General features: G+C 40.4%; 15 protein-coding genes and 1 other annotated feature. All 15 genes read right to left on the bottom strand.

Going from position 1 to position 19,118, the window contains the following annotated elements; all coding sequences use genetic code 11:
- Positions 1-42 precede the first annotated feature (42 nt).
- The 15 genes from EDC51_RS00785 to EDC51_RS00710 all read right to left on the bottom strand — a co-directional run bounded on the left by EDC51_RS00785 (position 43) and on the right by EDC51_RS00710 (position 19,014).
- Positions 43-1,413, bottom strand: coding sequence for a Na+/H+ antiporter family protein (locus EDC51_RS00785; RefSeq protein ID WP_025267118.1), 1,371 nt, complete (start codon positions 1,411-1,413; stop codon positions 43-45).
- Positions 1,414-1,463: 50 nt separating this feature from the next.
- Positions 1,464-1,600, bottom strand: a sequence feature (His leader region).
- 100 nt (positions 1,601-1,700) lie between these two features.
- Entirely contained in the window at positions 1,701-2,624 is a 924-nt protein-coding gene (gene ttcA, locus EDC51_RS00780; protein ID WP_131927906.1) for a tRNA 2-thiocytidine(32) synthetase TtcA, read from the bottom strand.
- A gap of 19 nt (positions 2,625-2,643) precedes the next feature.
- The gene (locus tag EDC51_RS00775) at positions 2,644-4,011 is read right to left on the bottom strand and encodes a YdgA family protein (RefSeq protein ID WP_131927905.1); all 1,368 of its coding nucleotides are present in this window, start codon (positions 4,009-4,011) and stop codon (positions 2,644-2,646) included.
- A gap of 26 nt (positions 4,012-4,037) precedes the next feature.
- Positions 4,038-6,182, bottom strand: a complete 2,145-nt coding sequence (locus EDC51_RS00770) for a 3-hydroxyacyl-CoA dehydrogenase NAD-binding domain-containing protein (protein WP_131927904.1) — start codon at positions 6,180-6,182, stop codon at positions 4,038-4,040.
- An 8-nt stretch (positions 6,183-6,190) separates the two neighbouring features.
- Complete coding sequence (locus tag EDC51_RS00765; RefSeq protein WP_015432366.1) at positions 6,191-7,495, bottom strand: acetyl-CoA C-acyltransferase; 1,305 nt, start codon at positions 7,493-7,495, stop codon at positions 6,191-6,193.
- Positions 7,496-8,806: 1,311 nt separating this feature from the next.
- A complete protein-coding gene (locus tag EDC51_RS00755; protein ID WP_064318009.1) occupies positions 8,807-9,166 on the bottom strand; it encodes a hypothetical protein in 360 nt (119 codons plus the stop codon).
- Between the two features lie 14 nt (positions 9,167-9,180).
- On the bottom strand, positions 9,181-9,336 hold the full coding sequence (locus EDC51_RS00750; RefSeq protein ID WP_231495165.1) for a hypothetical protein: 156 nt from the start codon (positions 9,334-9,336) through the stop codon (positions 9,181-9,183).
- A 111-nt stretch (positions 9,337-9,447) separates the two neighbouring features.
- Positions 9,448-9,786, bottom strand: coding sequence for a hypothetical protein (locus EDC51_RS00745; protein WP_025289250.1), 339 nt, complete (start codon positions 9,784-9,786; stop codon positions 9,448-9,450).
- A 12-nt stretch (positions 9,787-9,798) separates the two neighbouring features.
- Positions 9,799-10,923, bottom strand: a complete 1,125-nt coding sequence (locus EDC51_RS10890) for a hypothetical protein (protein WP_249038445.1) — start codon at positions 10,921-10,923, stop codon at positions 9,799-9,801.
- A gap of 121 nt (positions 10,924-11,044) precedes the next feature.
- Positions 11,045-12,940 (bottom strand): two-partner secretion domain-containing protein, encoded by a 1,896-nt coding sequence (locus EDC51_RS00735; RefSeq protein ID WP_131927902.1) that lies wholly within the window; start codon positions 12,938-12,940, stop codon positions 11,045-11,047.
- Positions 12,941-13,167: 227 nt separating this feature from the next.
- Positions 13,168-13,662: a CvpA family protein gene (locus EDC51_RS00730; RefSeq protein ID WP_015432362.1), complete on the bottom strand. Its 495-nt coding sequence runs from the start codon at positions 13,660-13,662 to the stop codon at positions 13,168-13,170.
- Positions 13,663-13,671: 9 nt separating this feature from the next.
- A complete protein-coding gene (locus EDC51_RS00725; RefSeq protein ID WP_131927901.1) occupies positions 13,672-15,255 on the bottom strand; it encodes an FAD-binding protein in 1,584 nt (527 codons plus the stop codon).
- A 38-nt stretch (positions 15,256-15,293) separates the two neighbouring features.
- Positions 15,294-16,100 carry an ABC transporter ATP-binding protein gene (locus tag EDC51_RS00720; protein ID WP_131927900.1) on the bottom strand — a complete coding sequence of 269 codons (807 nt, stop codon included), beginning with the start codon at positions 16,098-16,100 and terminating at the stop codon, positions 15,294-15,296.
- Positions 16,097-18,061 (bottom strand): dipeptide/oligopeptide/nickel ABC transporter permease/ATP-binding protein, encoded by a 1,965-nt coding sequence (locus EDC51_RS00715; RefSeq protein WP_131927899.1) that lies wholly within the window; start codon positions 18,059-18,061, stop codon positions 16,097-16,099. Before EDC51_RS00715 ends, EDC51_RS00720 begins: the two co-directional genes overlap by 4 nt.
- The gene (locus EDC51_RS00710) at positions 18,061-19,014 is read right to left on the bottom strand and encodes an ABC transporter permease (RefSeq protein WP_131927898.1); all 954 of its coding nucleotides are present in this window, start codon (positions 19,012-19,014) and stop codon (positions 18,061-18,063) included. Before EDC51_RS00710 ends, EDC51_RS00715 begins: the two co-directional genes overlap by 1 nt.
- Positions 19,015-19,118: the final 104 nt, after the last annotated feature.

Below are 19,118 nucleotides of genomic sequence, written 5' to 3'. Positions count from 1 at the left end.
AAACCGCTTGCAAAGCAAGCGGTCTATTAAAAAACAAGTGGATTATAACACCATTGCCGCAATCCAACCAAACACTAAAAGCGGAATATTATAGTGCAAGAAAGTCGGCACAACAGAATCCCAAATGTGATCGTGCTTACCATCTGCATTTAAGCCTGATGTTGGGCCTAAGGTAGAATCGGAAGCCGGTGACCCTGCATCGCCAAGTGCTGCTGCAACACCAACAATGGCAATCGTGGCAAGCGGTGAAAAACCGAAAGAAACACACAAAGGCACATAGATTGAAGCCAAAATCGGCACCGTTGAGAAGGAAGAGCCAATCCCCATTGTCACCAATAAGCCGACTAATAACATTAGAAATGCAGCGGTTTCCTTGCTACTAATTGCACTGCTTAGGCTCTCAACTAATGCTGACACACCACCTGTAGAATTCACTACACTAGCATACCCAGAGGCTGCAATCATGACAAAGCCAATCATCGCCATTAAGCGTAAACCATCTTGGAAAATGTCATTACTCTGTTTAAGCTTAAATACGCCACCTGCTGCAAAAATAATTAAACCTACTAAGCCCCCTAAAATGGTAGAATTACAACTCAACTGTACCACACAGGTTGCAACAATTGCAGCAATACTTACTGCAATATGAAATTGAGAAACCTTTGCCACTCTATTTGCTAAATCATCTTGTGTTACTTCAACACGAGCAATATAGCTTCTTGGCTTACGATAACTTACAAATAAAGCAAATAATAAGCCCAATACCATTCCCATGACAGGAATACTCATCGCTTTGGCAACACTGGCTAAATCCGCAGAAAGCTGAAAAGCCTCGCCGGCTTGATTAATATTTTTCACCAAAATATTTTCAATAAAGATCTGACCAAAGCCTGCAGGAATAAACATATAGGTTGCTGTTAGACCAAATGTGATGGCACAAGCTACCGCTCGACGATCAATATTTAACTGATTCATTACACCCAATAAAGGTGGCACAACGATTGGAATAAAAGCAATATGAACAGGGATAACATTTTGTGAGGAAATTGAAAACGCAACTAACGTAAATAACACCGTGTATTTAAACCAAAAGACTGAGCGCCCTGACGGCCGTTTGCCAAAAGCTTTAATTACTTTATAGGCGAGTAAATCCGTTACGCCTGATTTTGATAAAGCAACAGCAAATGCCCCTAACACCGCATAATTCATTGCAGTTTCAGCGCCACCACCTAAACCACCAGTAAAGCTCTTCACAGTCGCATTTAGCGCTTCGCCTAATGCCATACCATTGCCAGCATTGCCAATAATGCCGCAAGTTAAAGCAGCAATGATCAACGCAATTACCACGTTGATCCGCATTAAGCTTAATGCGAGCAACACGATAATCGAGATAACGACTTCGTTCGATAACATGTATTTGTCCTCTTTATTAAATTAAACGCAAAATATTCAATCCAGAGATAAAAAATAACCCCTCGAAAGTAAACTTCCAAGGGGTGAAATCAGTATTTGCTAGCTAATTCTAACACTCTCGCTCGGAAGTTATCTTCCGAACATACCAAAACGCCCGAAAGACTATTCAGGGAAATGGTGATGATGCAGAGTGTTCAATGTGTTCATAATTAGCTCCAAAATTGAATGAATGAGAATATAACTTAGCCCATATGGAAAAGCAACGGTTTTGCAAAATTTTTTCAATTTTATACCGCTTTAAAGCTAATCACTCCATTTCCTCGATAATCTCGAATTTCATCATCTTCATCTTGTACCGCTGGCACGGCTGGAATTTCTGCTTTATCAAAGGCAATATCTCCTTCAATACCTTCTGGCAATCGCCCACGCTTGATATTTTTGAAATCAAAGAGATTTGGATCACACAAATGCGATGGTGCCACATTTTGTAATGCCGAGAACATCGTTTCAATACGTCCTGGATATTGACGATCCCAAGTTTGTAACATTTCTTTAACCACTTGGCGCTGCAAATTCGGCTGTGAACCGCACAAATTACATGGAATAATCGGAAACGCTTTTGCCTCAGCATAACGCTCAATATCTTTCTCTTTACAATACGCAAGAGGACGAATCACAATCTGCTTACCATCATCACTCATTAACTTAGGTGGCATTGATTTTAATTTACCGCCGTAGAACATATTTAAAAAGAGCGTTTCCAGCATATCATCACGATGGTGACCAAGTGCGATTTTAGTTGCCCCGAGTTCAGTTGCGGTACGATATAAAATGCCCCGACGTAAGCGCGAACAGAGCGAACAAGTCGTTTTTCCTTCTGGAATTTTCTCTTTCACAATGCCGTAAGTATTCTCTTCCACGATTTTGTACTCTACCCCAATGCTTTCAAGATATTCTGGCAAAACGTGTTCAGGAAACCCTGGTTGTTTTTGGTCTAAATTAACTGCCACAATATCAAAATGAATTGGAGCATTTAGGCGAAGATTAAGCAGAATATCCAATAAAGTATAGCTATCTTTCCCGCCTGAAAGACACACCATCACTTTATCGCCATTCTCAATCATATTGAAATCTGCAATCGCATTGCCAACATTACGGCGTAAGCGTTTGTGAAGTTTATTTAAGTTGTATTGTTCTTTTTTTTCAGTCATAAAAATTTTTACTTTCCGTTTAAAAAGCAGCCATCATTGCTAACATAAATAATAATCCTTGCAAATCATCATCTGATAGCGCTTTGCCATTTAATGTGACTTTGCCATTATCAATGGCTAATGCCAATTTTGCTCTATTTTCTTCTTGCGATACAAGGGAAAACATTTTCAATGTCGCAAAGAATTCTTCAGCCGCTTTTTGGGCATCTTCTTTTGAATCCCCCCCCGCTTGCATAAGATGAGCGACATAATCTCTATCTAAAGCAACATCTAAAGAAGATTGTCTTAATGCTTTTAACACATTCGTTAAGTCAGTATTAGCGAATTTTTCTGGAGAAAATGTATTAAAATTCAATGAGAGTGCTGAATTTGCTTTACCGCCTTTATTCTCTAATTTAAGTGCTTTAATGTTGAAACTTGCTTGTTTAGCCAATAATTTCAGCATCACATCGCCAATGATTTCTGTCTCAACTTCACCAGAAGCACTTAAATCTAAAAATTGCTGATAAAGTGCGGCATCCACATTCCAATCACTTTTCAACTGCATTGAACCGAAATTATTTGTGCCATTAACCATTAACGACTTAAAGCTTAGTAAAACATCCGATAAAGCTCGCTCTCCTTCCACTTTGCCGTCAAAGTCTAATTCAAAATCTTTTATTTCAATACTATCTCCTTTACCACCTTTGATCTGCTTAACGTTGACTTTAGCATTACTATCGCCCAGCAAAGCATAATTTGAATTTGGCTTATAATCAAAATGGTAAGTCACCCCTGAAATCTCAGTATGACTACCGTAATCATCAGAAAGCTTCACGAGATCAGTCGAGATCTCCCCTTGTCCCCCGTTCAAATTCTGGTGATAGCTATATTTCATCGTAACATCGGCAAGCTCAAGCTTATCGCCCATATCTTCTTGATAACTCAATGCGGGAACAGTAAATACACCATCAATCGCACCACTATAAGCAAAATCAGCAACACCTTCTCCTAATTCCGTACGTTGCAATTTTTGCTGCCATTGCTCTGGTAAAATGAATTTTGATTGTAAACTGGCAACAACAGGGAATAATTTGAATTGGCTTAATCGATTTAATGGGAATGGCCCGTGATAGAGCTTATCTTGCCCATCTACGACAAATTTCTCACCATCAACTTTAGCTTCTAAACGATAAGCCACATCCGAACTAAAAAAATGACGCTCTAATTTTACATCTTTAATTTCAGCGAAAATGCCATGACTTTCTAGCCCTTTAAGTTGCTTATTCGAAAGCTCTACCAACTGTTGATAACGGCTTTCGGCTTGTTTTCCTGTGTACCAGCTTCCGCCTACTGCAATAACACTAACAATAGCAGCAACTGATAAGGCAATTTTAGAAAATTTCATAATGTTTCCTTTTATTTTGTAAAAAATTATTGATTTTGTACCGCTTGTTCAGCCTGTTTGATTAGCCATTCACATGGCTCAAAACGGCTACCGTAAATCTGAACATGTTTACGAAGCTGATTTACGATCTCACTTGCCCCAATTTTTTCGATATAAGCATAAATGCCGCCACGAAAATCAGGGAACGCCACCCCAAATACCGAAGCAACATTGCCTTCATCGGTACTACGAATCACCTTATCTTGCAAACACCAGCACGCCTCATTAATCATACGCAACAAACAACGACGGGCAATCTGCTCCGCTTCAAGATCATTGGTCGTGATGGTTTCCATCACATGATAAATACTTTTATCTTCTTGGCTACGTTTACCTTTGCTGTCGTAAAGATAAAAACCACGACGGTTTTTGCGCCCTTTACGATCGTTATCGATCAAATACGTTACTTTTTCCGGCAAACTAAATCGTTCGCCCAGCTTTTCTACCATCGCAGGGATAGATTTTGCCAATACGTCTAAGCCGATTTCATCGATCATTGCCAAAGGCCCAATTTTAAAACCAAATTCCAGCAGTGAACGATCGATAAATTCAATTGCCTCCCCTTCCACCACACATTCAATCGCTTCTAATAGGTAGGGCGTTAAAATACGATTGATAAAAAAGCCTTCACTATCAGAAACTAGTAGCGGAATTTTACCTTGCTGAATAGCAAAATGAATCGCGGTTGCAACGGTGTTCTCACAAGTTTTTTCATGAGGGACTATCTCAACCATTTTCCGTTTAGTCACAGGGCTAAAATAGTGCAAACCAATCACATTTTCTGGACGCTTTGCCACTGATGCAATATCACGAATTGCAAAGGTTGAAGTATTCGTGGCAAAAATCGTATTTTCGCTATAATACGCTTCACTCTCTCGCACCATTTGCTGTTTTAGTTCCAAATTTTCATAGACGGCTTCGATAATAAAATCAGTCGATTTAGCCGCTAATAAACGCTCTCCGCCTGTGATTAAATTCATTCGCTGAATCATATTTCCATGCGAAATACGTTTTTGATTCACCGCTTTTTGCATTAGCAAATAGCAAGAACGCAAAGCCTTTTGAATGCCTAGTGGATGAATATCTTTAATCCGCACAGGAATTTGGGCATAGTTTGCCGTAATATACGCAATCCCAGCCCCCATATAGCCACTACCAAGAATACTTACCTGCTTTACATCTTGCACTTGTGCCAAATTGACATATTGCGATTTCATTTCCCGCTCTGTGACTTTTAGATTGATCAACACTCTTGCTTGCTCAGTAGCTTGCAATTCAGCCAGAGCCTGCTGCTCCAATGCCAATCCTTGCTTAAAATGAGGTTCTTTTAACAGCTCTAATAATTTTGTTACCGCAGGATAATTACCAAAAGTTTTATACCATACCCGATTCTCGACCATGGCAAGATATTTATTACGAATCAATGGAATAGATTCAATCTGTTTACGCCAGTGCTTAAAACGGACAAGCGGTCGTTTATGGTCAATTTTTTGCACTTGGTTGTTGAGCAAGAGAGAATACGCCGTTTCAAATAAATTAGAAGCGGGAATTAATTTATCGACCAGTCCCAAACTTAATGCTTTCTCAGCCCCAATTTTCTGCCCTGAAAGCAACATTGTCATGGCATTTGGCAAACCAATTAAACGCGTTAAACGTTGTGTACCGCCAGCAAAAGGCAAAATACCCGAACGCACTTGCGGCATAGAAAAACGAGTATGCACTGATTCACTGGCAATACGATAATCACACGCAAGAGCGAGCTCCAAACCTAAGCCATAGCATTCACCATCAATCACTGCAATCACTGGCATTTTTAACGTATTAATTTCTCGCATCACCAGTTGAGCATTATTTGAAAATGCAATGAGTTGTTCTCGGCTCAATGACAATAAATGGCTTGGTCGATAGCCTTGAATAAAATGATTTGGCTTACCAGAGACTAAAATAACCCCACGCGCTTGCTGATAAATCACGGTACCAATCACTTCTCTCAGTGCATCCACAAAATTATCTGGCAACCAATTCAATATACTATTTGGGGCATCAATGGTCACAATCGCAATCCTATTACGGTCAATTTCCACTTGGAAAGCAGATTGCGTTTGTTCAATTTGCGTTTGATTTAATTCCATACACTATCCTATTCGCTCTCCAGTACCATTGCCGCACCTAATCCACCTAATCCACTAGAAGCCACTAATGATAAGCCGCCACCTCGTCGTTTTAAGCCATACAATGATTGGATTAAAATACGTAGGCTAGTTGCTGCTCTCGGGTTACCAAAAGCAATTGAGCCACCATTTATATTTAACTTGCTCATATCAATTCGTCCCAAACAAGCGGTACGATTTAGCTGATCTTTTGCAAATTTTTCACTCTCGAACAATTGCATATTCGCCAAAATTTGACTGGCTGAAGTTTCATGAATATCAATTAAATCCATATCTTGCAGAGCTAAGTTTGCTCGTTTCAACGCTTCGTTACTTGAGATGACCGCTCCCATAAACATGTTTTGCCAAATATCGTTACCAGTAACCGCATAGCTACGAATATACCCCAAAGGCTGTAATCCCAAATCCTTTGCTTTATTCTCACGCATTAACAGCACAGCCGCCGCCCCATCTTTTACTTTTGGAATATTAGCTTCTGTCACAGTGGCATAGCTTTTATTTAGCATTGTCGGTGCACGCTCATAAAAACGCATACGGCAGGCTTGTGAAGACAGAGTATCTGATACCACAAAATCAGTATAAGGACGAGGGAATGCCTGGATGACTTCTTCTTTAAACAGCCCAATTTTCCAAGCATCTTGAGCCTTAATATTGGACTGGCGCGCAAACGCATCTTGATCTGCACGACTAATATGAAACTGTTGAGCCATCTGTTCCGAAATTTCAGCAACAGAAAGCCGAGTCATATAGTCTTTCAAATCCACTGAATGCGGCTTTAAATCTCGCCAAGAAAAGGCTCTAAACCGACGATATTTTTCTTCTAAAGTCGGTGCTTTCAAAATATTCTTCAGCTGATAAACCACTCGCGGACTAATACTAAATGGTGCATTAGAAATTGAGTCTGCCCCCCCTGCAATACCAACCGAAATCGACCCACTTACAATGCTCCCAGTAACATTAACCAAAGCTTGCAACCCTGAAAGACAAGAACTACTCAGCGTATAAGATTGGGTCGTGGGCATATTCAATGCCAAAGCGATTTCCCGTGCAGGATTGGGAATATCAGGTTGCTGAATCACCTGCCCAAAGACTAATTGCTCAATTTGCTGATGGGCTAAAGCACTACGACTTAAAAGTTCATTAGTGACCATAGTACCAAGATCTGTCGCATAAGAAGATTTAAATCCCCCATCACGATCGACAAATGGCGTACGCACGCCGCTGACAACTGCCACACGCTCGCCACCCACAGTTAAAAGATGCTGTTTTGCCATAGAAAAGTAAGCTGCCTACCGAAAAATGGCGCTAATTCTAGCATGCCTGTAAAAGAAAGCGGTACGATTTGCAAAATTTTTCACAAATCGCACCGCTTGCTAAAACGTAAACACCACTGCTTATTCTGCTGTGCTTAAATTTTTAGCCAACTTACCAGAGGCTTTTCTGTAATAACTCTCGTTCTAATACTCCACTGCTACCGTAATTGCATCGACACCAATTTGGCACTCAAACGTAATCCCCCTTTCAGATAAACATCCTCCGCCGTTTGATAAATAGTTGGATGTTATTTCTCGATATACTCTCTAATGGCTTTCTCCATTTCTTGCTTCGCTGCCTGACCTTTTGCCCCCCGATGGTGCGAGCGTCCTCGCTCTTACCAAACAAGCGGTTGATTTACTGCTAAAATTTGAAAAATATTAAAAGGAAGTATCTAATTCCTACTACGATACTGAATATAACACTTCGCTCTGCAATTTCCTTTAAATCTAAGAGATATTCATTTATGTCTCCGCCAAATGGAATAAACTCAAGTGCAGCAAAAATTATCGCAAACGCCAAAAAACACAATATATAGGACATAAGCATAATAATAAGAACTGCTATCACATTTCTTATCATTATTTACCATCCTTTTTATTTTGATACTGTTCCAACCGTACTTTTTTCATCCTCTACAAAATTAGGATTTGTAAAAGGTTACACATCATTAAATTATTGTGATTAAAATAACCATATATATTTTTATACTATTTCATATAACAAGCGGTCAAATTTCTTAAAAATTTTACAATTTATTGTAAAATTTTTAGAGAATCTAACCGCTTCTTACTTATTATTTAATTCATTATCCCCAAGGCTTTACATCTGGTTTACTATATTTCGAACGCCATGATACACACTTAGGATTATCCCATCTTGTTCTGCTTTCACAAACAGGACCACCTTTCAAATACCATCCTTTTTTCTCTAAACATAAGCTAGGTTCTATATCATTACTATAACCTGATACTGGATCCATTCCACAAGATCTCATATCCTCCTTACGTACTGTTAGATAGGCAGAGATAAAGTTGTTATCAGTAGCTGCAGGCAATCTATGATTTTCACTAGAACGCAGATTCCAAACATAATTTTGTCGTTCTGGTTTCTCTTTACACCATCCACTAAGCACATTTATAGTAATCATTTGGAAAGATTGTAGCTAACAGACATCCACTGAGAAGCAATGGGCTTAGCAAAATAAAAAATTTTTTCATAGTTTCATTCCTTACTTTTTATTAATACCATCGGAGGTATACGCAGATGAGTTACCCCCACGGCTTCGCATTGGGTTTACTATGTTTTGCACGCCATTTAATACATTCTGGCTCATTCCATACATCTTTTTCCTCACACACCGGACCCTGTTCTAGATACCATCCTTTTTTTTCCATACACAAATTAACTTTAAGTTTATCGCTTTCGCCTAATACAGGATCCATACCACAAGATCTCATGTCATTCTCACGATGAGTTAATAATTCAAAAAAGCTACCTTCTTGTGAAGGCGGATATAATTTTATTGAGTCATGAAGACGCCATTTGTAATACGGCTGAGGTGGTTTAAATCCACCGAATGAGCATCCAATCAGACAGAAAACACCAACAATAATACTAAATATTTTCATCACTATTTCTCCTTTTATTTACCGTTTTGATTTCTATTTAAATCATAAATTGTTTGTTCTTTATTCATCATTAAATCTCCTTTTTGTCGGTATCCATCTTTGATACATTGTACCTGACCTAGACCATAGCAATTATGCATAGATGAGTTATCTCCGAACATATCAATCATTCGTTGTATTGCTCCTCTATTTTCGTGGTTATCATTCAGTGTGGATGGATTTCCGCCCAATACAATAGGTAAGCTACCGACATGATCTTAATGGGCTACTATCTAGAATGATTACCCCCATGGTTTCGCATTCGGTTTACTATATTTCGCTCGCCATTTGATACATAATTCATCATTCCACATCAATTTATTTTCACATACAGGGCCACCTTTTAAATACCAACCTTTTGATTCGAAACATAAATTAACTTTAGAATTACCACTTTCTCCTAGCACTGGATCCATTCCGCAAGCTAACATCTCTTTCTTTCTCGTAGCAACTAATTCAACTAATGAGTCAAATGTCTTGTCTTTAGAAAACCAAACATAATATCGTGGAGGAGGTCTAAACCCACCAAATGAACAACCAATTAAAAGGAAAATACTAAAAATGACCGTGAATGCTTTCATCGTATTTCTCCTTTATTTATTGTTTGAATTTCTATTCAAATCATAAATAGTTTGTTCTTTATTCATGATTAAATCGTTTTCTTTACGATAACCATCCATTACACACTGCTCCTGCCCTAAACCATAGCAGTTATGCATAGATGAATCAGGTCCGAACATATCAAGGATTCGTCTGACTACGCCTCTATCATGGACATTATCATTCATCGTAGCTAGATTTCCGCCCAATACAATCGGTAAACTACCAACAGGATCTAACTTATGATTTTCAATACGAATAGAGCCATTTTTATTTTCCTCATTTCTTGAAGAACCTGTTTGTAATTGGCTTAATGTATTATCTGAATTGGTTACATTTGCTGCTGGACCAACCATTTTAACTTTTGTATCAGATAGTAGTTTAGCCTCACGATTTTCTTTGGTATTTAATGCACTTAATGCATTAGCAACGGTTAAAGTACCACGGCTGTGTGAGCCAATAAACAGATTATCTTTACCATACTTAGTCATAATATCTTTTGCTTGTAAACTGGAATTATCCATTCCCAATAAGTTACCAAAAGAACCTTCAAACATTTTTTCATAACCTGCAACCAATAACTCAGAAATAGGATTTTTTGCTTCTGGATGATGAACAAAATAGACATCTTTATAAATTCGGCTGTCTATTTTTCCTGATTCACTTTCTTTAGCCATATAGTTTTGCCAAGCAAATTTAGCTGCTGCATTTTCGTCATTAAAAATACCGTTAAACGCCACCACATACCTTGTTTCCGATTTTCCTGTCAGAGGATCTGTATAAGTTACTTTTTGCAGGTTATTTCGCTCCTGATCAGAAATTTCGCGTAACTGATAAATATTACGACCTTTACCTAATTCATCTTTTTTATATTTATTAACTTCTTTGTTATATTCGGCTTGGGTAATTTCTCCCTTACTTAATTTTTTATCAATCTCTTTACGAGCCTCATTATCTAGGGCTTTTTCCAACTGTTTATCTTTTATCGGATTTCCTTTTTCATCAACTTCCGCAGTCATCATTCTATGTTCAGCGATAAACATCGTCCGATAAGCCTCATCCGTAAACCCTGCTATATTCGAAAAGAATTGTCGTTTAATAGATGAATCCGTTTCCACGTCTTTTCTCAACGATTGATAATCAGGTTTATCTAAATGATTTGTTTGTTCTACTATTGATTTTGTAATTCGGTCTAGATTTTCTTGCCCTTCTACATCCTGAATATTAAATATTCCATCACTAAATTAAGCCGTTGTCATTATTTAAGTGTTGGCTATTAAGTGTGAGATTTTCACCTGCAAATAATGTTCCATCAGCCGAATTTAAATCACCTTTTAAATCCAAAAAGAGTGATTTTCCACTGCTTAGCGTACCTTGATTATTGTCTAATTGCGTAGCATTAACGAAAAAATTACCTTGTGTGCTAAACTCACCCCCTTGCGTATTAACACTCTCTCCCGTTAAATGAAAATCTTGCTCGCCCGTTTGTTTCCACACCGCATTTTGTGCATTTAAGAATTGTTGTGAAGTGTTTATCGCTTTTGCCGTTAAAAAACTGCCTTGCGTAGAAAGTACGTTTGGCGTAGTTAAATGAATTAGCTCTGCCGTTAAACGGGCGTTATTCGCCTGAATATCCCCCGATTTGGCACTGTATTCAACGGTATGGGCACTGTTTTGACTCTGATTGGCATCAATGCTAGCCGCCGAAACGTTAATTTTACCCGAAGCGATATTTTTACCCTGTACGGCTGTTTTTTCTGTAGAAGTGAGCTGAATGGTTTTTCCTGCCGCAGATTGAGTTTCCAGCTTCCGCACTTCGCCTTGTGCAGTGTCGGTTACGTCTACCCCTGCGGCAATCAGTGAATTTTTATCGGCGTGAATTTGGTGGGCGGTGTAGGTGATATTGCCTTTTGCCACCGTTTCACCGCGTTGTTTAATATCGCTTTTGGCTTGTTGCTGAATATTGCCGCCTCTCGCCACAATTGAACCGCTATTTTGAATATCGGCTTTCGAGTTAAGCTGAATATCGCCCTGTTTATTTTCAATTTTGCCTTGGTTATCAATGCCGTTTTGCGCCGTCAGTTGCACGGGCTTTTGCGCATTGAGCGTGCCGCTGTTTACAATCCGCCCTTGACTGTCGATGGTGAGCGTCTCAGCGCTTGCCCCAATATGCCCTGCGTTACGTACGCCCACGCCCTGTTCCGTGCCAATCAAATGGATTTTGCCCGAGTACATACCGCCCAGCTCGCCCACATCAATGGCCACCTGCGGTTTTGACTCCCCTGCAAGCGCTTGCTTTGTGTGAATAATTTGCAAATTTTTGTCGGAATCTGACCGCTTGACAGTGTTTTTCCCCGTAATGACGCGGGTCTCTTTTTTCGACCAAATGCCCGCATTGGCTTCCACATGACGACTAATAATCTCCGTATAATCCACACGGCTATTATCCAACCCCTTGCCTGAAACCTTCACCTTGCCTTTTTCCACCACAAAACTGTCTAAATGACCGTGTTTAATTTGCGGTTTGCCTGTGGTTAATGTCGCACGGTCTGAATTGATAATCCCACAGCCTTCACAATGTAAACCGCTTGGGTTAGCAATAATCACCTCCGCCTTTTTGCCTGCCACTTCCACATAGCCTTTCATGACCGAAGGCTTGCTAGAATTGACTTCGTTTAAAATCACCTTCGCCTCACCGCGTGCCAGATAAGGATTGCCCGCAACCTGCCCCGCAAGCTGAGTTTGAGTATTTGTTCGGCTATTATTTAAAATTGCCCCTTTTTCAGCGACATCAAATTGCGAATACTTATTATGGGAAAGCCCTTTATCGTTTGGGGTTTGAATATTGACTTGCGGAATGCCGTTGGCGGTCGAAAGGATAATGGGTTGCTGGTTTTTCGGGGCGGATTTATCGGCTCGAATAATTAATGTCTCGCCCAATGCTGCATCCGAAAACATGACAAAACCTAGCGCACAAAATAAGCTAAAGGTAAGCGGTCGAATTTTGGCAAAAAGTGGCAAAACAGAAAAAGAGGATGGTTCGCTAGATTTACCTTCTGATTTTGCGAGTTCAGAGACCACCACTAAACGTTGGCGTGTTTTACTGAAAATAACGCGGAAACATTGCTTGTTCATAGTTAATCCTGCCTAAAAACTATTACAACCCCTACGATGGAATCGAAACAGCTAAAGTCGTCTAACTAACACATGGCGCAATGCTATCAAGGCGAAAAAACTCACCTCACGTTTCCCGAAGGGAATGAATCGGGCAAAGATTATAATCACTCTCAAATAAAGATAACGATAAAAACGGCACAATTTGCAAAACTTTACAAAATTTGTGCCGCTTGTTGAACTTGAAATTAGGATTGGATGAGATGTTTATTGGCTTCCAGCTGTTCAAAAAACCATGCCACAATAAAATCAAAATGAGGGATCAGCTGTGATTCTTTCCATAAATCGCTTTGATCAAATGAGGTAAATCGCCCAATAAAGAAGAGCAAACCGGCTACAATAAATACACCACGCAGTACACCAAATGCCGCGCCTAATACTCGATCTGTACCTGTTAAGCCTGTTTTATCCGCTAATTGAGAAAGCAAGGTATTCACAATCCCGCTCATAATTAACACCGCAATAAATAAAATTGCAGCCGCAATACCATTGCGTAAGTATTCATTCTGTAAATATGGGGAATCTAACCCAAGTAATACAGCACTTAAATTCGGATAAAATTTACTGGCGATAAAAAAGGCAACAACCCAACCCGCAAGCGAAAGGACTTCGCGGATAAAACCTCGCCATAAACTGACCATCAGCGAAAAAACAATAATGCCAATAATGATTGCATCAACCATAAAAACCTCTTAATTTGCACGATAATGTGCACCTAAACTCTGTTGCCGTTGTAGCATTGCTTGCACAATAAGTTGTGCGGATTTCAATGCGTGATAAATTTCAATGCCGTGAAATTCTGCTTGTTTAATCGGGCAAAAATCTTGTTCAATTTGTACTAACGTTTTTGCTAATGCCTGCAAATTTGCACGAGTGCGATAGACATTTGCATAATTTGCCATCTGTGAGCGAATTAGCGTTAAGACATCGCTCGGACGGAGCATTCTATCACTGTTTTGATTTTGTAACGAACGGAAATAATCTTCTGCCTGTTTTATACTCTGTTCACTCATCACAAGCGGTGGCTTTTCAGCTAAATTTTGCAAAATCTGTTGTATGGCACGCTGAGCAAAAACCAAACTGCCCCCCACCGAATTACCGCCTAAACGATTTGCGCCTTCAATACAAGATGCCACTTCCCCTACGGCAAACAGCCCTTTTACTCGAGTTTGAGCAAATTCATCGATCACGACACCGCCATTACAACTATGTGCAAAAGGGGCGATAGCTATCGGCTGCTTGAGCAAATCAATACCAACTTCTTGTTTGAGCCAATGGAGATAAACCGTATAAAATGCCTCTTTATCTTGATAAAGTTTGGGAGAATAGTGCAGATAAATGCCTTTTGCTCGTGGATTTTCAAGCAAATGCTGCATCATCACCAAATCAAATTCAACACAATTAAAATCAATGCTGAATGGCGCATAGCGACTTCGCTCTGTCATCATCTGTTTAAATTCTGTCTGATTTAAATGTGCGAAAAGGTTTTTCCCTTGGCTATCCGTGATTTTTTCCACATATTTCAGCGTATGCTCACCAAATAACACTTTATATTTTGGTTCAACAAAAGCTGGGATAAATTGAATAAATTCTAAATTAATCAATTCTGCACCAGCAAGCTGTGCCAGATAATGACTAGAAGCAATCACATCGGCTGGATAAAGGTTGTCTTTATATAAGCCAGCAATGCCACCAGTAGCTAAAATTATTTGTGATGTTTTGCAAAAAATGTAGCAAATTTTACCGCTTGCTCGGAAAGAAAATACCGCCCCTTGCACTTGCTGGTTTACAGTTGCAATGTAAAGTAGTGTTGCATTTTCATAAACAGGCGTTTGTTGGGCTGCGATAATTTCTCTTGCTTTTTGTGCTGCACGTTGCCAGTTGTTAATCAGATAAATAGGGCGTGAATGTTGAGCAAAACAGGCAGGACGATTGTCATCACGCAGCCAAGCCTGAAAGCCAATGCGAGAGAGTAAGTTAATCGCTTGTGGTGAATCTTCAATATAGGCTTGAACAATTTTCGGGTTATTCTGCCCCTGTGCGACTCGTTCGATATCTTGTCTAAATTTATCCTCATCTTGTTCACCAGTAATCTGAATACCCAATGTCGCTTTCAAGGGAAAATAACTCGCACCACTCCCTATCACTGTTTTTGTTATTAGCGTAGGATTTAAGCCTTTCGAGTGGGCTTCAACACAGGCAGATAAGCCTGCAATGCCTGAACCGACAATCAAGAGATCGGCGGAGATAGTTTGGGTAATTTGAATCGCATTCATAGATCAATAAGCAAACAAGGGGAATCCCCCTTGCTTTATTAGAGTAGAGATGGGGCTGCATTAAGCAGAATGCGGGTATATTCCTGAGTCGGATGTTCAAAAACATCGCTTGCTCTACCTTGCTCTACGATTTGTCCAGCATTCATCACGACAATGCGATCAGAAACTTGGCGGACAGTTTGTAAATCGTGGGAGATAAACACCATGGATAAATTTAACTCTTTTTTCAGATCCGCAAGCAAATTAAGCACTTGAGCCCGAACAGATACATCGAGCGCAGAAGTTGGTTCATCCGCCACAATTAATTTGGGATTGAGTGCTAATGCTCGAGCAATTGCTACGCGCTGTTTTTGCCCACCTGATAAACGAGTAGGTTCAACCAATGCTGCCGAACGCGGTAAGCCAACCCGATTAAGTAGTTCATAGACGCGTTTTTCCCTTTCTTGGGGTTCAAGGATATTATGAATATCCATCGGATCTTTCAAAATATCCAACACTCGCATTCTTGGATTCAGTGCAGTAGCGGGATCTTGGAAAATCACCGAGACCTGCCGTCCAAACTGTTTGCGTGCTTCGGTACTGCCATATTTCATTTGTAAGCCGTTAAATTTAACCGAACCTGCTGTCGGTTTTTGCAAGCCTATGATCACATTAGCGAGAGTGGATTTGCCACACCCCGACTGCCCCACAAGCCCTACGGTTTCTCCTGCATTAATTTTTAGGCTCACGCCCCCTACCGCGGTAAATTTTTTGCGGTTAAACCAGTTGCCATCACGGGAGGGGAACTGCACCACGATATTTTCCAACTCAATAATCGGCTGGGGCTCAATATGTTTCATACTCATACTCTATCCTCCAAATGTGATGCCCAAATATGCTGTGGATGATCGCCTGTTGGTACAAGTTTAAGACGTTGTTCTGGGTTGGCATCTGGACGTAATGAACGGCTGGCAAAGCGGTCACCTTTTGCAAAATCAAATGGGGATGGCACACTGCCTGGAATTTGATACAAGCGCTCTGCACGGCATTCTGTTGAAAGCACCGAACCAAGCAAACCACGCGTATATTCGTGCATTGGATTCGCTAATAGTGGCGTGGTTGGTGCTGCTTCCACCACTTGCCCTGCATACATGACTGTAATATGGTGAGCAATCTGTGCAACAAGGGCTAAATCGTGGCTGACAAAGACCATCGCAAACCCGAGTTTCTCACGCAATTCATTGAGTAGTTTGATCACTTCAGCTTGAACAGTCACATCAAGTGCTGTTGTTGGCTCATCGGCAATTAATAATTTAGGCTCTCGGGCTAATGCCATTGCAATGAGCACACGTTGGCGCTGTCCACCTGATAATTCGTGTGGATAACGGTTTAATGTTTTCTCTGGATCAAGTTTTACCCATTGTAATAAGGTTTCGGCAGACTGTTTTCCTCCCCGAGAAATGAGCTGTGCCATTTGATCTTTAATTCGCATTGATGGGTTTAATGCACTCAATGCATCTTGATAGATCATCGCAATCTCGTGTCCTCGTAACTCATTGAGCTTATCTGTTTTTAATAAGTCGTACTGATTGCCTGCTCTATCCGTAAATAAAATTTCCCCTGTGATTTGAGCAGTTTTTGGTAACAGCCCCATGATAGAGAATGCTGAGATCGATTTACCGCAGCCAGATTCACCTACTAATCCCATCGTTTCTCCCTCGTGAACGGTAAAGCTGATGTTATCCACAAGTGGAATATCGCCATAGCGATTGGGGAAACGGATAGAAAGATTTTTGACTTGCAAAATCGGCTTCGCATGCGGGTTTAATACCATTCTATCAGTACGAGTTGTCTCTTTTTCCTGTAATTTAAGCAAATAGCGTTTTAAGGCAAGGCTTTCCGCCATTGCTTCTTGTACATCGGTTGAAAGCGGTTTAGAGACATCATCTTTCGCTTTATTGGTTGGAGAACGTTTGAGTTTCGGATTCACCAGTGCATCGGTTAGCCCTTCAGCAAGAATGTTTAAGGCAAGTACGGTGAGTAAAATGCACATACCAGCAAAGGTTGTTGCCCACCAAAATCCACTTAATACGAGATTACGGCCTTCAGACAGAATATTCCCCCAAGATGGGAAAGGAGGTTGAACTCCAGCACCTAAGAAAGAGAGTGAGGCTTCTAAAACGATTGCATCAGCAACCATCACTGTCGCAAACACTAATACTGGCGCAGCGGTATTACGTACGACATGTTTGAGCAAAATATAAGTTCGACTTCCGCCGATGACTCGCTCTGCACGCACATAATCTTCTTCCCATTGAGAAACGACATTGGCACGCACAACACGAGCAAGCTGTGGCGTGTAAACAATGGCAATGGTAATGATAATAACAGGGGCTGAATTACCAAAAGTAGCCAGTAATACTGCTGCCAGTGCAATGCCAGGGAATGCCATTAATACGTCCATAGAACGCATAATCACTTCATTACCAAATTTTTGGGCTGTTGCCGCTGTTGCCCCTAAAATACTCCCGAAAACAATCGCACAAGCAACTGCACCGAGACCAATAAACAATGAAGTTCGTGCCCCATAAACAATCCGAGAAAAGACATCTCGCCCTAAACGATCTGTCCCAAACCAATAATCCGCTTGTGGTGCTTGTATTGGGCGTAGTGTTTGTAATGGATCATAAGGTGCGACCAATGGGGCAAAAATCGCTACCAGCGCAACAAAGACTAAAAAAATTAAGGCAATTTTTGAACTTGTCGGTAAGGCTTTAAATCTTGCTCCGCCAGCAGCAAGACGTTCTGCTAATTCTTGACGAAACATTATAGACTCCGAATTTTAGGGTTAATCAAAACATAGAGAATATCCACAATGATATTCACCACGACAAAGGTAAAGGCAATAGTGAGAACCACCCCTTGTACTAAATTTAAATCATGGTTCACAATGCCATTAAAAATCAGTTTTCCCATACCTGGTAAGTCGAAAATTTGCTCGATTACCACTGCACCACCTAATAAATAGCCTACTCGTAAACCTAATACCGTAACCGGTGTAATTAAGGCATTGCGCAATACATTGTGGCGAATCACGGTTGCATAAGGCACACCGTTACCTATCGCAGTGCGAACATAGTCTTTATCCATCTCTTCCACCATAGTAGTACGTACGACACGAATTAAGGACGCACACACAGGAATTGCTAAGGCAAGAGAAGGTAATACCATTGAACGAAAATAACCACTTGGGCTTTTACTAAATGGAATAAAACCACCAGAAGGAAGCCAATCCAGTTCTAAAGAGAACCATTGAATTAATAAAATACCCAGCCAAAAAGAGGGCGTTGCAACGGCTGCAACCGAGAGAAAACGAATAATTTGATCTGCTATTCGATCTCGATAAAGCGCAGCCGTTACACCTAAACTAAACGAGATCACCGCCGCAAGCAATACGCCAATAAAAGTCAGCTGTAAAGTGAGAGGGAATGCTTGGCCAATCATATCTACAATCGGTTGAGCGGGGGGCGTGGTCATACCAAAATCAAATTGCAATAAGTTGCCAATAAAACGAAAATATTGCACGATAATCGGATCATTTAAACCGTGTTGTTCACGATAAAGTGCTTTTGCTGCTTCACTGGCACTTTCGCCCAGAGCAATCGTGGCGGGATCTCCAGGGGTAAACTGCAATACGACAAATACAAGGGCGGTAACCCCTAACATCATCACCGGCAACGCCATTAAACGACGCAATAATAAACGTAAGATAATTTCCATAAGTACTCCAGAAATCAACAAGCGGTCAGATTAGCGCAAAATTTTGCAAAATTTTTTACGATCTGACCGCTTGAACTTCTCCTTATCGCGCAGAGATGATGCAT

It is taken from the genome of Bibersteinia trehalosi (genome assembly GCF_004346205.1).
Taxonomy (GTDB): Bacteria; Pseudomonadota; Gammaproteobacteria; order Enterobacterales; family Pasteurellaceae; genus Bibersteinia; species Bibersteinia trehalosi.
Note: the sequence above shows the minus strand (reverse complement) of the source record. Positions and strands in the feature narration are given on the sequence as shown.